A 12,080-nucleotide genomic window follows, 5' to 3' on the forward strand; every position below is an offset into this window, starting at 1 on the left:
ACCAGCAGGAGAGGAGGGCTTCTCGATGTGGATAGCCCCCTGCGCCGTCATTCCAGACGGCGGAAGGACTGATTCTCGAAGCTGCTGCAGGTCTCCTGATTGAGCAGGTTCACCAGCAGGAGAGGAGGGCTTCTCGATATGGATAGCCCCCTGCGCCGTCATTCCAGACGGCGGAAGGACTGGTTTTCGAAGCTGCTGCAGGTCTCCTGATTGAGCAGATTGACCAGCAGGATGGCCCGCTTCTCGCCATCCGGCTCCAGATAGATGGCCTCAAACCCGGCGAGGGGGCCCGATTCGATGAGGACCTTGTCCCCCTGGGACGGCAGGCGGGCATAGCTGGCGCGCGCCTCGTCGCTGTCATCCCGGCTCATCAGCCGGTAGATCAGCTGGCTGCTGACGGGGGTCCACTCCTTGCCGAAATGAATGATGCGGCTGATGCCCCGGGTGGATTTCAGGGTCACCGGGGTCACCTCTTCCAGATCCACATAGATGAACAGGTAGTTGGGGAACATGGGTTCACGCTGGGGAACCCGCTTGCCCCGCCGCAGCTTCTCGATTTCGACCATGGGGTAATAGGATTCGACGCCCTGGGCAGCCAGATGAGCGCGGGCGCGGGCCTCTTCTTTTGGCTTGCAGTAGGCCAGATACCATTTTTTCATGTGATCAATACGTTCGTGTTGCCGTGCTCGCGGATATGATAGCGGCGCCCAATAAAAAGGCCACGCAAAGCGTGGCCTTTTTTACTGAATGAACAATTACCAGCCTTTCACCAGGCCGCCCTTGAACAGCTCGGTACCCTTCTTGTAGACCTCGTCGGTCTGGAAGGACTGGACGAACTCCTTGACCTTCTCGTCGTCCTTGTTGTTTTCGCGGGCAACGATCAGGTTGACGTAGGGTGACTCCTTGTCTTCGACAAACAGGCCGTTCTCGGTCGGGGTCAGGCCAATCTGACCGGCGAAGGTGTTGTTGATGATGGCCAGATCCACGTCTTCCAGGGAGCGGGGCAGCTGTGCGGCTTCCAGCTCGACGATCTTGAAGTTACGCGGGTTGTCGACGATGTCCAGCACGGTCGCTTCCAGACCGGCACCCTCTTTAAGCTTCAGCAGGCCCTGCTTCTCCAGCAGGATCAGGGAGCGACCCAGGTTGGTCGGATCGTTCGGCACTGCGATCTGGGCACCGTCCTGGATCTCGGAGAGCGCTTTGATCTTCTTGGAGTAACCGGCGATCGGGTAGACGAAGGTGTTGCCAACCGGTACCAGCTTGAAGCCGCGATCACGGATCTGGGCGTCCAGATAGGGTTTGTGCTGGAAGGCGTTGACGTCGACGCTGCCGTCGTTCAGGGCCACGTTAGGGGTGACGTAGTCGGAGAAGGTGACCACTTCGACGGTCAGACCGTATTTCTCCTTGGCCACCTTGGCCGCGGTCTCCACCAGCTCGGTCTCGGGACCGGCGATGGCGCCCACTTTCAGGGTCTTGTTCTCTTCTTTCTGGCCGCAGCCGACCAGTACCAGGGTAGCCAGCAGGGCTGCCGCCGCGGATTTGATGCCCAATTTCATAAAAACCTCCTGTCAGAAATCGACGATTAACGATGATCACATTGTTTGACCAGGCGCTCACCCGCGCTCTGGATGAGTTGAACCAGCACCACCAGGATGACCACGGTGACCAGCATGACGGTCGGATCGAAACGCTGGTAGCCGTAGCGAATGCCCACATCGCCGAGACCACCGCCCCCGATGGCACCGGCCATGGCGGAGTAGTTAACGAGCGTGACGAGCGTGATGATGATGCTGTTGAGGATCCCCGGCAGGGCCTCGGGCAGCAGCACCTTGGCGATGATTTGCAGGGGCTTGGCCCCCATGGCCTTGGCCGCTTCCAGCAGGCCGTCCGGCACCTCCATCAGGGCCCCTTCCACCAGGCGGGCGATGAAGGGGATGCAGCCGACGGTCAGCGGCACGATGGCGGCGATGGTGCCGATGCTGGTGCCGACGATGAAGCGGGTCAACGGAATGATGGCGACCAGCAGGATGATGAAGGGCACGGAGCGGCCGACGTTGACGATGACGCCCAGGGTCCTGTTGAGCACAGGGTTGGCCAGGATCTGGCCGGCCTTGGTCACGTGCAGCGCCACGCCGAGCGGCAGGCCGAGCAGGCAGCCGAACAGGGCGGAGGCAAACACCATGATCAGGGTGTCGCCGAGGGCCGAGATCAGCAGATTAATCATTGCTTCGGACATGAGTCATTACCTCCAGCTGGATAAGATGGCTGAGTCGCCGAGGATGGGGCGCAGCAGATTAGTCATTGCTTCGGACATAACCCATTACCTCCAGCTGAATGTGGTTGTCGATGAAGAACTGCTGGGTGGCCTCGCACTGGGCCTCGTCCCCGAACAGTTCCGCCAGCAGGAAGCCGAACTTGACGCCACCGGCGTACTCGATGTCTGCGCTCAGGATGCTGATGTCTATGTTGAAACGGCGGCTCACCTCGGAAATCAGCGGTGAATCGACGGTGGTGCCGGTGAAGCCGAGCTTCACCAGGGGATAGCTGCCGGGCACCCGATCGCGGCTCATCCTGTCCTGGTACTCCTGGGGCACTTCCAGGTGGATGGTGGAGTGGATGAAGTCACGGGCCAGCTGGGTCTTGGCATTGCTGAAGAACCAGGCGACCTCGCCCTGCTCGATCAGGCGGCCGTCGCTGATGATGGCCACTTCGTCGCAGATCCCCTTCACCACGTCCATCTCGTGGGTGATGAGCAGTATGGTGAGCCCCAGCTTGACGTTGATCTCCTTGAGCAGGCTCAGGATGGAACGGGTGGTCTGGGGATCCAGGGCCGAGGTGGCCTCGTCGCACAGCAGCACCTTGGGCGCCGGCGCCAGGGCGCGGGCGATGGCGACGCGCTGCTTCTGACCGCCGGAGAGTTCGGACGGATAGGCGTGGGCGCGGGCTTCCAGCCCGACCAGGGCCAGCAGCTCATCGACTCTGGCCTGGATCTGCGCCTTGCTCCAGCCCGCCAGTTCCAGCGGGAAGGCGATGTTGGCGGAGACGGTACGGGAGGAGAGCAGGTTGAAGTGCTGGAAAATCATGCCGATCTGGCGGCGAGCCTGGGTCAGATCCCGCTCGCTCAGGGCGACCAGATCCTGGCCGTCGACGATGACCTGGCCCTCGGTGGGGCGTTCCAGCAGGTTGACGCAACGAATGAGGGTGCTCTTGCCGGCACCGGAGGCGCCGATCACCCCGAAGATCTTGCCTTGCGGCACATGCAGGCTGACATCACGCAGGGCGTGCACGGCATCACTGCCTTTACCGTAGACTTTGTTGAGACCGATCAACTTAATCATGGATTCTTCCGTGCTAACAGCCTTAAAGCACAGGGCGCTACAGGCGGGTGAATTGGGCAGAGGTTTCACTGGGTGACACTGCCATCATGGAGGATGATGCTAAGATGTCCGGATGGCCGTGTCAACGTATGTTTCTACGTCTAGACGTCTAAAAAATGGATAAGAATTGCCGCTCATTGACTATGGCACAACGGGACATGGGAGAGTCCCAATATTAGATTCTGGAATGGTGATTAATGGCCGAATATAACCTGGATAATCACCCATAAGCTGATGATCTGATGTTTCCTTCCAAGGGCGAGGTGGAAAAATCACCGGTTGTCGTCCCGGCACCGCTGCCCACCCTGCGCGCACTTCTTTTCTTTTTATTTCTTCTCCATCTCCTTGACGCAGAACAATAAGCGACCAGTTATCGGCCGGGGCGAGGCGCCGCCTCCTTATACTGGCAGAAGGTGGGTGCCAGGAGGGAGGAGAGATGCGATTTCAACAGATCAAGGACCTGATGCTGTATCTCGAACAGCTTCATCACCAGCAGGGGCTCGGCTATGGGCGCCAGATCTCCCGGGTGGACGGGGAGCGCAGCCGGATGCTGCTGGCCTATCTGCAGGGGCGGGAGGACGCGGCGGCGGCCCATCTGCACGATTACCGCGAGCAGATGGGGAAGGCGGTCAGGGAGACCTGGCTGGATCAGGGATTCGGCGAGGATCTGCTGGCGGAGTGCCAACGCCTGGCGCTGGAGGCCGGGACTCGACCGGAAGAGATAGTGGCGCTGGCGTCGCGGCAGGAGGAGAAGCTCATCGGCGAGTTGTCACGCCTGGCCCGGGAGTGCCCCACGCCGGGCACGGTGGCACTGCTGAAGGCCCTGGCCTCGATGGCACAATCCCGCCTGACCCGGCTGGTGCACGGGGCCCATCGACTCGACGACATCTGACCCCGATGGCTGGGGCTCGGCAAGGGACGAGCCCCCGAGTTCAGAGCGGGGAGAGACTACTCCCCCTCGCGGGACGCACCGTAGAGGGCGGCCCCTATGATACCGGCCTGGTTGAGGCTGGCCGCCGCGACCAGGGGGGCGCGGGTCTCTATCCTGTCGATGAACTTGTCGAGCTTGGCAGCGCTGCCGCCCCCCAGGATGAAGAGGTCGGGGGAGAAGAGGAACTCCAGCCTGGCGAGGTACTTGTTGAAGCGCTTGCCCCAGCGGCTCCAGGAGAGATCCTCGCGCTTGCGCACCGCGTCGGAGCAGTAGTGCTCGGCGACCATGCCCTCCAGGATCAGGTGCCCCAGCTCGGTGTTGGGCAGCAGCTGGCCATTGACGAAGACGGCGGTGCCGATGCCGGTCCCCACCGTGATGAGGATGATGATCCCCTTGCGATCCCGCCCGGTACCAAAGCGCATCTCGGCGAGGCCGGCCGCATCGGCGTCGTTCAACACGTGGCAGGGCAGGCCGGTCACGTCGGCAAACAGATGGGCGACATCGGTCTCAATCCAGCTCTTGTCGATATTGGAAGCGTTCTTGGCGATGCCGTTGTGGATGGTGGCGGGGAAGCCGCAGCCCACCGGGCCCTTCCACTGGAAGTGCTCGACCAGCGCCTTGAGGGTGTGTGCCACGGCGGCCGGGGTGGCCGGTTGCGGCGTAGGGATGCGGTGGCGCTCGCCAATCAGTTCCCCGGTCTCGGTGTCGACCAGGCACCCCTTGATCCCGGACCCACCAATATCTACTCCCAACATCTGCATCAAAATCTTCCTTTTTATAGTGCCGATGACCAATGGTCGACAGAGCATGAAAAAATGGCTGCGATCCGACAAGGGTCAGATCGTCTATGCGTGATCCGGCAGACCTTTTTCGATGCAGCGGATCAGCAAACGAGTCTTTTTGTTCTCATCTTGCTGGCGCCTGGCCAGGGTAGCCAGGGCCCAGTCGATGTGCTCGGCCACCATGGGCTCTGCCCCGGGCCTTGCCTGTTGCAGGGCGGCCATCACCTCCGGGGTCGCCGGCCCGTTGCCGAGGGCGACCGCCAGGTTGCGGCGCCAGCGCTGGTAGCCGATGCGGCGAATGGGGCTGCCCTCGGTGTGCTTCAGAAATTCGCTCTCGCTCCAGCCCCACAGGTCAATCAGGGGAGGGCGGTGCAGGTTGGGCCTGGGGCTGAAGTCGGGTTCTGGGCTCGCGTCCGCGTAGCGGTTCCAGGGGCAGATGAGCTGGCAGTCGTCGCAGCCATAGATGCGGTTGCCCATGAGCGGCCTGAACTCTTCCGGGATGGGGCCGTCGTTCTCAATGGTGAGGTAGGAGATGCAACGACGGCCGTCCACCACATAGGGGGCGACGATGGCCCCGGTCGGGCAGATGTTGATGCAGGCCACGCACTTGCCGCACTGCTCCTTCTCCACCGGGGCATCCAGGGGCAGCGGCAGGCTGACGAGGAGCTCCCCCAGGAAGAAGAAGGAGCCGGCGGATTCGTTGAGCAGCAGTGAGTGCTTGCCCACCCAGCCAAGCCCGGCCTTGGCCGCCAGCGGGCGTTCCAGAATGGGGGCCGAGTCGACGAAGGGGCGCCACTCGCCCATGGGGTCAGTGGTGGTGTGAAACAGCTCGGCGCAGCGCTGTTCGATACGCTCCCCCAGCTGCTTGAGCCGGTTGCGCAGCACCTTGTGGTAGTCGCGGCCGAGGGCGTAGCGGCTGATGTAGCCCAGGGTAGGATCCTTCAGGGTGGTGGCGAAGCCGGCCTCGAAGGGGAGGTAATTCATCCGCACCGACAGCACCCGCAGGGTGCCCGGCAGCAGCTCGTGGGGGCGGGCTCGCATCATACCGTGGCGCGCCATGTAGTCCATGGTGCCGTGATGGCCTGCATCCAGCCAGGCCTGCAGCCTGGGCTCTTCCAGGGCGAGATCCGTGTCTGTGATACCGACCTGGTCAAATCCTAGCTCCCGCGCCCAGAGCTTGATATCTTGGGCCAGTTGTGCGAGTTCGGCGGCCATCATGCTGCGGCGCCTGCCGGCCGGCCGGTGCGCCGTCTGTGCCGGGTCATGGGATGAGGAAGGTTGGAGGCCGTCATGGTACAGGTGTTCGGGGACGCTATCCGCAAAAATGAGTGGGAGAGTCTAGCACAACCCCTGTGGCGGGCCGAGCAGATCCGCTGCATGGAGGAGCGCTGGGCCGCGCGCGAGGGGCTGCCCCTCTATGTGCTGATGGAGCGCGCCGGCGCCGCCTTGTGCAACTATGCCTGCCACCACTGGCCCGAGAGCCGCAACTGGTGGATCTTCGTCGGCCCTGGCAACAACGGGGGGGATGGCTATGTCCTGGCCCGCCTCGCCAGGCGCCTCGGCCTCGAGCCCCTGGTGATCGCCAGCCGGGCGCCCGACCTGCTTCGCGGCGACGCCAGACGGGCGGCCGAGGAGTGGCTGGCGGCGGGGGGCGGCGTGATGATGGCGGAGGAACTGGCGCAGGCGCCGCTGCCATCGCCGGATCTGGTGATAGATGCACTGCTTGGCACCGGTGTCCAGCTCCCTCTCTCCCTCTCAATGACAAAGATCGTCGCAACAATCAACGACTTGAACGCCCCCGTGCTGGCGGTGGATCTGCCCTCCGGGCTCAATGCCGACACTGGCCGCGCCATGGGCGCCCTGGTTCGCGCCACCCGGACTCTCACCTTTATCGGCATCAAGCAGGGCATGCTCACCGCCGACGGAGTGGACGGCGTGGGCCACCTCGACTGGGACCCCCTCGGGGTCACGGTGGAGGAGGGCGTCACCCCCGCCGCCTGGCGCATCGACTACCCCCGTCTCAAGGCACTGTTGCCCCCTCGAGCCCGCTCCGCCCACAAGGGGCGCCACGGCCGGGTGCTGCTGGTAGGGGGCAACCTGGGGATGCAGGGTGCCATCCTGCTGGCGGGACAGGCCTGTCTGCGAGCAGGGGCAGGCCTGGTGCGTCTTTGCCAGCACCCGGACGCTCCCCCGGCCAGCCTGGTGCAACCCGAACTGATGGGGTGCCCGGACGGCATGGACGAGGCGTGGGCATCGGTGCGGGTGCTCGGACCCGGACTCGGCCAGGATGAGTGGGCCAGGGCGCAGTTCGATCGCCTGATCGCGACCCCGGATCCGCTGGTATTGGACGCCGATGGATTGAATTGGCTGGCGCAGGCCCCCCGTCATCAGGATAATTGGGTGCTTACCCCCCACCCGGGGGAGGCGGCCCGTTTGCTGGGTTGTACCATCGCCGAGGTCGAAGGGGACAGATTCGCCGCCGTTTCGCGGCTGCAGCGGCGCTACGGTGGCGTGGTGCTGCTCAAGGGGGCCGGGTCGCTCATCTGCGATGGCCGGCACATCAGCCTCTGCAACGAAGGCAACCCCGGTATGGCCAGCGGCGGCATGGGGGACCTCTTGTCTGGTATAATCGCCGCCCTTCTGGCCCAGGGCTGGACCGCCGGGACAGCCGCCCGACTGGGGGCCGTCATCCACGGGGAGGCTGCCGATCTGGCCGCCGCCGAGGGAGAGAGGGGCATGCTGGCATCGGATCTGCTGCCCTGGATCCGTCGTCTGGTCAATCCGACACAGTAACTAGTAACAAGAAGAACATGGCAAAAACGTTGATGATGACACTGCCGGACGAGGCAGCAACCGTGGCTCTGGGTGGCCGTCTGGCGCAGGCGTGCCAGCAGGCGACCACCGTCTTTCTGCACGGTGCCCTCGGGGCCGGCAAAACCACCCTGACCCGCGGCTGGGTGCAAGGGCTCGGCCATCAAGGCAAGGTTAAGAGTCCGACCTATACCCTGGTCGAGCCTTATGAACTGGCACAGTGGCAGGTCTATCACTTCGATCTCTATCGACTGGCTGACCCGGAAGAGCTGGAGTTCATGGGTATCCGCGACTATTTCGGCGCCGATACCCTCTGCCTGGTGGAGTGGCCGGAGAAAGGGGAAGGCTGGTTGCCCGCCCCGGATCTCGAGATCACCCTGACATATGTAAACGAGCAGCGCGAGGCCCTGATCGCGGCCCGCACTGCTATCGGCGAAGCCATTCTGGAACGGTTATCATCTCAGTGCGCGTGATCCTTGTCTTTCTTCTCTCCCTGATGGCCCTGCCTGCCTGGGCGAATCAGCTCAAGAGTGTGCGGGTGTGGCCATCCCCGGACAACACCCGGGTGGTGCTCGACATGAGCAGCGCCCCCAATTTCAATTACTTCACCCTGACCGGCCCGAATCGCCTGGTGATCGATCTCAAGGGGGCCAGCAATGCCGCTAACTTGACGCGTATCGAGAACAAGAGCGAGCTGGTGCGCAAGATCCGCGAGAGCACACCGCTGGAGAAGGGCAGCCTGCGCCTGGTGCTGGATCTCGACTCCGCCATCAAGCCTGTGGTCTTCCCGCTGGCGCCGGCGGGCCCCTACGGTCACCGGTTGGTGATCGATCTGCCCTATGAAGAGAAGGGGAGCGCCTCGGCCCAGCCCGCGCCCGTCGGGGGACAGGGCAAGGCCGTTGTCATCGCCATCGATCCGGGCCACGGGGGGGAAGACCCCGGTTCCATCGGCCCGCGCCGTACCTATGAGAAGCGGGTGACCCTGTCGGTGTCGCAGAAGCTGGCCGCCCTCATCGACCGCGAGCCCGGCATGCGTGCCGTGCTGACCCGTCGTGGCGACTACTTCGTCGACCTGAACAAGCGATCCGAGATTGCCCGCAAGGCCAAGGCGGATCTGTTGGTATCGGTCCACGCCGACAGCTTCCACAACTCGACACCCCGGGGCGCGTCCGTCTGGGTGCTGTCGACCAACCGCGCCAACCGCGAGATGGGCAGCTGGCTCGAGAAGCAGGAGAAGCAGGGGGAGCTGCTGGGCGGGGTCGGCAAGGTATTGGCCGAATCCGATCCCAACCCCTATCTGGCGCAGACCTTCCTCGATCTCTCCATGGACAAGTCCAGGGCCGAAGGCTATGAGGTGAGCCGCCAGATCCTGCGCTCCATGGGCCGGGTGGCCCGGTTGCACAAGAAGGCCCCCGAGCACGCCAGCCTGGCAGTGCTGAAGGCGCCGGACATCCCCTCCGTGCTGGTGGAGACGGGCTTTATCTCCAACCATGCGGAAGAGAAGCTGCTGGCCACTGCCAGCTATCAGGATCAGCTGGCCCGCGCCATCTTCGAGGGGATCCGCACCTATTACCGCAGCCACCCGACCAAGGGGCCCGTGCTGACCGGCAAGGGGCAGGTCGCCTCCACACAGGCGACTAGCCGCCCGGCGCCCGCGAGCAAGCCGGTGGCCGCCAGCAAACCGGCCGCGCAGCCAGCACAGCAGGTTGTCACCAACCGGATGCCAGCGACCGAGCCGTATCGCGTCGGCGATAGCGGTGCCCCGGTCAGCAGCGTGGGCAGCGCCTCCGGCGCCGGGGTGATCAAACCCTACAAGGTGGCGGCCAAGGAGCCGAGCGCGCCGGCCGCCAGCAGCCAGAGCAACGACAAGAGCAAGATGATCCGCCACGTGGTCACCCGGGGCCAGAGCCTCTCCCGCCTCGCGGAGAAGCACGGCGTGAGCCAGGCGCGGCTGGTGGAGATCAACAAGCTCAAGTCACGGGACATCCAGATAGGGCAGGTGCTCTACATCCCGCAGAAATAGCGCTGGATGAGCGCCGCGCCCGTCAGTGCCAGCAGCATGAGGGCGCGGCACCTCTTAAGTCATGAACGCCACGGGTTTCCCCAGGCTTCATCTCGGGAGCGGGTAATGCCGCTCCCCATAGTGCCGCCGAACCTGGTCCACCAGCTTGTTGCGGGAGATGGCCGGACAAAGGAACCCGCTTCCCCAGATCCACGCTCAGGAGTCAGCGATGCCGATCCGTATATTGCCTCCTATCCTGGCCAACCAGATCGCCGCCGGCGAGGTGGTGGAGCGGCCTTCGTCCGTGGTGAAGGAGCTGGTGGAAAACAGCCTGGATGCGGGCGCCGACCGGGTGGAAATCGACATCGACAAGGGCGGGGCCAAGCTCATCCGCATCCGTGACAACGGCTGCGGCGTCGCCAGGGATGAACTGGTGCTGGCGCTGTCGCGCCATGCCACCTCCAAGGTCGCGACCCTGGACGATCTGGAGGGGATCAACAGCCTCGGCTTTCGCGGGGAGGCGCTTGCCTCCATCAGCTCGGTCTCCCGACTGACCTTCACCTCCCGCACGGCGGAGCAGGCCGAAGCCTGGCAGGCCCAGGCCGAGGGGCGCGAGATGAGCGTCACCATCAAGCCGGCGGCCCACCCGGTGGGCACGACGGTGGAGGTGGTGGACCTCTTCTTCAATACCCCGGCGCGGCGCAAGTTCATGCGCAGCGAAAAGACCGAGTTTGCCCACATCGACGAGCTGGTGCGGCGCATCGCGCTCTCCCGCTTCGATGCCACCCTGATCCTGCGCCACAACGGCAAGGTGGTGCGCCAATACAAGGCCGCCAACACGGTGGCCGAGCAGGAGCGTCGCCTCGCCGCCGTCTGTGGCTCCCCCTTCATGCACCACGCCCTGGCGGTATCGAGCGAGCACAGCGACGTGCGGCTGTGGGGCTGGCTGGCAACCCCGGAAGGAGCCAGGCCGCAGAACGATCTGCAATACACTTATGTGAATGGCCGCATGATGCGCGACAAGCTCATCAATCACGCCATCCGCCAGGCCTATGACGAGCTGCTGCCCGCCGATCGCTTCGCGGCCTATGTACTCTACATCGAGCTGGATCCGCGCCAGGTGGATGTGAATGTCCACCCGGCCAAGCACGAAGTGCGTTTCCATCAGGCGCGCCTCATCCACGACTTCATCTTCCAGGCGCTCTTTACCGCCCTGCGCCGGGAAGGCGTTACCCGGGAGGCGCCGCTGGCCGAGACCCTGGTCGAGCTGCCGGGCAGCCCGGAGGTCACTTACCCCGGTCAGGCGCCGCGTACCGAGTGGTACGGTGCCGAACATAGTTATCGGGCCCCCGCCCAGACGAGAGAGGGGGGCGCCGTACGAGAAGGGGCCGGGCGCGGGGGCAACTACCAGCCCCCCGAGTCCCCGAGCCGGGCAGCGATGCGTGGCATGGGCGCCCTGCTCACCACCTTGCCCGAAGTGACGCCGGCAGCGTCGCTGGCCGAGGCGCCAGAGCGCTTCGCGAGCACCGCGCCAGGCACCACGCCGAGCACCGCCCCGAGCGGGCGAATCGGGGAGTGGCGTGCCCTGACCCTGGTGGAGCAGGCCTATCTGGTGCTGGAGCGCAGCGGCCAGCTGGCGCTGCTCTCCCTGGTGCGGGCGGAGCGCCTGCTGCTGCGCCGCTGGCTGCTGGACGCCTGGGGCCAGGGGCTGGCGGCCCAGCCCTTGCTGCTGCCGGTCTCTTTCAAGCTGCCGAAAAACCTGGTCGCCCTGGTGGAAGAGCGGGAGCGCCTGCTCAAACGCATGGGGCTGGAGTTGAAAAGCGGCGGGCGCGACACCATGATCCTGACTCGGGTACCGGCCCTGCTGCGCCAGACCGATCTGGCCCGCCTCTTACCCGAATTGCTGCAGCTGGTCGAGAGCGGATCTGACAGTGATGTGGATGCGCAGGCTGGGATACTATGCCAATGGCTGGTGGAACAGGGCATAAGTGCCGATAAAATATACGATTTTGCCACGGCAAACCGATTGCTGACGGAACTAGTTGCCGATTTCAGTGACCAACTGGCAGACGCGCGCCTGGTGCGCCCGCTGCCGCTGGCCAGCGTGCTGGCCGAGTTCGCCGATGGCAAGTGAGGGGGATGCCCCCTCTTGAACCCATAAACCAGTTTTTTGCAGG

The 12,080-nt window shown here is 64.2% G+C and carries 11 protein-coding genes; 5 read left to right on the forward strand and 6 right to left on the reverse strand.

From position 1 onward, the window contains the following. Window positions 1–158: 158 nt before the first annotated feature. The 4 genes from rfaH to metN all read right to left on the reverse strand — a co-directional run bounded on the left by rfaH (window position 159) and on the right by metN (window position 3,338). The gene (gene rfaH, locus J9885_RS02250) at window positions 159–659 is read right to left on the reverse strand and encodes a transcription/translation regulatory transformer protein RfaH (RefSeq protein WP_043758217.1); all 501 of its coding nucleotides are present in this window, start codon (window positions 657–659) and stop codon (window positions 159–161) included. A gap of 96 nt (window positions 660–755) precedes the next feature. After that, window positions 756–1,556 carry a methionine ABC transporter substrate-binding lipoprotein MetQ gene (gene metQ, locus J9885_RS02255; RefSeq protein ID WP_043758219.1) on the reverse strand — a complete coding sequence of 267 codons (801 nt, stop codon included), beginning with the start codon at window positions 1,554–1,556 and terminating at the stop codon, window positions 756–758. Between the two features lie 26 nt (window positions 1,557–1,582). Continuing rightward, complete coding sequence (locus tag J9885_RS02260; protein ID WP_043758222.1) at window positions 1,583–2,236, reverse strand: methionine ABC transporter permease; 654 nt, start codon at window positions 2,234–2,236, stop codon at window positions 1,583–1,585. 58 nt (window positions 2,237–2,294) lie between these two features. Beyond that, the gene (metN, locus tag J9885_RS02265) at window positions 2,295–3,338 is read right to left on the reverse strand and encodes a methionine ABC transporter ATP-binding protein MetN (protein WP_043758223.1); all 1,044 of its coding nucleotides are present in this window, start codon (window positions 3,336–3,338) and stop codon (window positions 2,295–2,297) included. Between the two features lie 475 nt (window positions 3,339–3,813). On the opposite strand from metN, the gene J9885_RS02270 reads away from it, so the two are divergent. Further along, window positions 3,814–4,269, forward strand: coding sequence for a hypothetical protein (locus J9885_RS02270; RefSeq protein ID WP_210547960.1), 456 nt, complete (start codon window positions 3,814–3,816; stop codon window positions 4,267–4,269). A gap of 56 nt (window positions 4,270–4,325) precedes the next feature. Here the strand turns inward: J9885_RS02270 and ppgK are convergent, their stop codons facing one another. Next, window positions 4,326–5,069 carry a polyphosphate--glucose phosphotransferase gene (gene ppgK / locus J9885_RS02275; RefSeq protein WP_043758227.1) on the reverse strand — a complete coding sequence of 248 codons (744 nt, stop codon included), beginning with the start codon at window positions 5,067–5,069 and terminating at the stop codon, window positions 4,326–4,328. 84 nt (window positions 5,070–5,153) lie between these two features. Then, window positions 5,154–6,308 (reverse strand): tRNA epoxyqueuosine(34) reductase QueG, encoded by a 1,155-nt coding sequence (queG, locus tag J9885_RS02280; protein ID WP_210547961.1) that lies wholly within the window; start codon window positions 6,306–6,308, stop codon window positions 5,154–5,156. Between the two features lie 72 nt (window positions 6,309–6,380). On the opposite strand from queG, the gene J9885_RS02285 reads away from it, so the two are divergent. The 4 genes from J9885_RS02285 (at window position 6,381) to mutL (ending at window position 12,037) form a co-directional block, all read left to right on the forward strand. After that, the gene (locus J9885_RS02285) at window positions 6,381–7,883 is read left to right on the forward strand and encodes an NAD(P)H-hydrate dehydratase (RefSeq protein WP_210547962.1); all 1,503 of its coding nucleotides are present in this window, start codon (window positions 6,381–6,383) and stop codon (window positions 7,881–7,883) included. Window positions 7,884–7,900: 17 nt separating this feature from the next. Next, window positions 7,901–8,374, forward strand: coding sequence for a tRNA (adenosine(37)-N6)-threonylcarbamoyltransferase complex ATPase subunit type 1 TsaE (tsaE, locus tag J9885_RS02290; protein ID WP_043758231.1), 474 nt, complete (start codon window positions 7,901–7,903; stop codon window positions 8,372–8,374). Continuing rightward, on the forward strand, window positions 8,365–9,924 hold the full coding sequence (locus tag J9885_RS02295) for an N-acetylmuramoyl-L-alanine amidase (RefSeq protein WP_210547963.1): 1,560 nt from the start codon (window positions 8,365–8,367) through the stop codon (window positions 9,922–9,924). The genes tsaE and J9885_RS02295 overlap by 10 nt, the downstream gene beginning before the upstream one ends. 208 nt (window positions 9,925–10,132) lie before the next feature. After that, window positions 10,133–12,037, forward strand: coding sequence for a DNA mismatch repair endonuclease MutL (gene mutL, locus J9885_RS02300; RefSeq protein WP_210547964.1), 1,905 nt, complete (start codon window positions 10,133–10,135; stop codon window positions 12,035–12,037). Window positions 12,038–12,080: the final 43 nt, after the last annotated feature.

This window comes from Aeromonas sp. SrichE-2G (assembly GCF_017939565.1).
In the GTDB taxonomy this organism is placed as follows: Bacteria; Pseudomonadota; Gammaproteobacteria; order Enterobacterales; family Aeromonadaceae; genus Aeromonas; species Aeromonas taiwanensis.

Bases quoted from the DNA above. Each gene is read 5' to 3' on its own strand.
- metQ (WP_043758219.1), bottom strand. From the start codon at position 1,556: ATGAAATTGGGCATCAAATCCGCGGCGGCAGCCCTGCTGGCTACCCTG.
- tsaE (WP_043758231.1), top strand. From the start codon at position 7,901: ATGGCAAAAACGTTGATGATGACACTGCCGGACGAGGCAGCAACCGTG.
- metN (WP_043758223.1), bottom strand. From the start codon at position 3,338: ATGATTAAGTTGATCGGTCTCAACAAAGTCTACGGTAAAGGCAGTGAT.
- rfaH (WP_043758217.1), bottom strand. From the start codon at position 659: ATGAAAAAATGGTATCTGGCCTACTGCAAGCCAAAAGAAGAGGCCCGC.
- queG (WP_210547961.1), bottom strand. From the start codon at position 6,308: ATGATGGCCGCCGAACTCGCACAACTGGCCCAAGATATCAAGCTCTGG.
- J9885_RS02260 (WP_043758222.1), bottom strand. From the start codon at position 2,236: ATGTCCGAAGCAATGATTAATCTGCTGATCTCGGCCCTCGGCGACACC.
- ppgK (WP_043758227.1), bottom strand. From the start codon at position 5,069: ATGCAGATGTTGGGAGTAGATATTGGTGGGTCCGGGATCAAGGGGTGC.
- mutL (WP_210547964.1), top strand. From the start codon at position 10,133: ATGCCGATCCGTATATTGCCTCCTATCCTGGCCAACCAGATCGCCGCC.
- J9885_RS02285 (WP_210547962.1), top strand. From the start codon at position 6,381: ATGGTACAGGTGTTCGGGGACGCTATCCGCAAAAATGAGTGGGAGAGT.
- J9885_RS02270 (WP_210547960.1), top strand. From the start codon at position 3,814: ATGCGATTTCAACAGATCAAGGACCTGATGCTGTATCTCGAACAGCTT.